This is a genomic window from Hymenobacter persicinus (assembly GCF_004167665.1).
Classification (GTDB): Bacteria; Bacteroidota; Bacteroidia; order Cytophagales; family Hymenobacteraceae; genus Hymenobacter; species Hymenobacter persicinus.
Window position 1 is genome coordinate 1 of sequence record NZ_SEWE01000124.1, and the last position, 1964, is coordinate 1964.

2 protein-coding genes are annotated in these 1964 nt (G+C 58.9%); both read right to left on the reverse strand.

Going from position 1 to position 1964, the window contains the following annotated elements; genetic code table 11:
• On the reverse strand, positions 1-571 hold a 571-nt coding region (locus EWM57_RS20900; protein WP_129923224.1), incomplete at its 3' end, for a hypothetical protein.
• 197 nt (positions 572-768) lie between these two features.
• The coding region (locus EWM57_RS20905; RefSeq protein ID WP_129923225.1) for an IPT/TIG domain-containing protein at positions 769-1964 on the reverse strand (1196 nt) is incomplete at its 5' end.

Here is a 1964-nt window from a genome sequence, read left to right on the forward strand (position 1 = left end):
CGACAGTCGTTGGATCAATAGAAGTAATGGTAGGCGTGTTCAGAACACCGGTAATAGCGATGTTGTCAACCCCTACCCCTATGCTGTTAGTTGCTCCCGGATCTTGAATGCGGACAAGAACCTGCGTACCGGTGTAGCTTGTCAGATCATAGTTAAACGAGGAAAAGGAAGAGCTATTTGGAACAGCATTAGGCGTCAAAGTGGTGTAACTGCCCCCATTGTTTACCGAAATAGCGACGTTAATCACGTTGCTGCTACCTGTAGTACCCCCGAAAGTTCGCGCCGAGAAAGTCAGCGTCTTGGTTCCGTAAGCAGTAAAGTTCAGCGCTGGGGAAATCAGCGTCGGAGACGAAGCAGAAGTAAACTGCAAATAGCCACCCGCAGTATTCTGCGTGATGTTTGTATGCGTCCAGCTTGGGTTGTTCGCAATGACACCATCGTGAGTCGGCGTGATACTAACCGCTTGCCCCCACCCTACCAGCGGGCACAAAAGCAGCAGCAGCAACAGGAATTTCCACGGGGGAGAACCGGGCCGGGTGAAGCGCGGTAGCAAAGTAGAGGTTGCAATCATATGGGGAAGGGTGTGAATTAGGAGCGTACTTAGGGAATATAAACCTACCACGAAAGCCGCAAAGTTACAACTGCTTCTAAAGGGGGTACCAAGCTCAAGTGTTATGGAATAGTTAAACCTGCGCCCTAGGGCAAAAAAAAGACCTTTCCTGTAGGCTAGGAAAGGTCTTTTTTTTAGCGGCGGCTAGCGCCTGATGGTTAGTTCTTCACCACGCGGCGCATAATCTGCTGCGGGCCTTCGCCAATGGTCACCAGGTACACGCCGGCCGACAACTGGCTCAGATTGAGCTTACCATCGGCACCGAGGCGGGTCTGGAGCACCGTACGGCCGGTCAGGTCGGTCAGGCGCACGGGCTGGTTCGGGTTGGTCCAGGTTTTGGGCAGCTCGATGGTCACCTCCCCTACCGTGGGGTTCGGATACAGGGCGAAGCCGGCCAGGGCCTGGCCATTCAGCGTCGCCGTTTCCATGAGGATGGTAAACACAACGGGAGCTGAAGTGCCTCCTCCTGGAGCCGGATTGGTTACCGTAACGGGCACCGTGCCAGCCACCATGACGGCGCTGGCCGGAACCAAGGCCGTCAGCGACGTAGCCGACACAAAGGTCGTCGTCAGCGCAGTGCCGTTGAAGTTCACCACCGAGGAGCTCAGGAAGTTGGTACCCGTCAGCGTGATGGTAAACGACGGAGTGTTGCGCGCCACGCTGTTCGGGGTCATGCTCACGATGGTCGGCACCGGATTCGGTACGATAACCGTGAATACGCCGGTCGAGGTAGCCGTGCCGCCGGGAGTGGTGACGGCAATGGTACCCGTGGTAGCCCCAGTTGGTACCGTGGCCGTGATGGTCGTGGCATTCACCACGTTGAAGACCGTGGCTAGCGTGCCGTTGAAGCGTACCGCCGTGGCACCGGTGAGGTTGGTACCCGTGATGGTTACCACCGTACCTACCGGGCCCGAAGTGGGCGTAAAGCTGACGATGGTCGGTACCGGCGTGGTCACGGTGAACGTGGCCGCGTTGGAGGTACCGCCGCCGGGAGCAGCGTTGGTGACGGTCACGTTGTAGGTGCCCGCCGTAGCCACGGCCGAGGCCGGTACGGCCGCCGTGAGCTGGGTGGCCGAAACGAAGGTCGTGGTCAAGGCCGTGCCGTTGAAGGTTACCACCGAGCCGCTGATGAAGTTGGTGCCCGTTACCGTCAGGGCAAAGGCCCCGCTGCCGGCCACGGCCGAGTTGGGCGAGAGGCTGGTGATGGTCGGCACTGGGTTCGGTACGATAACCGTGAAGTTGGTGGCCGAGGTAGCCGTGCCGCCGGGGGTAGTGACGACAATGGCGCCCGTCGTGGCTCCGGCCGGCACAACGGCCGTGATGCTCGTGGCGCTAACCACGTTGAAGCTCGTGG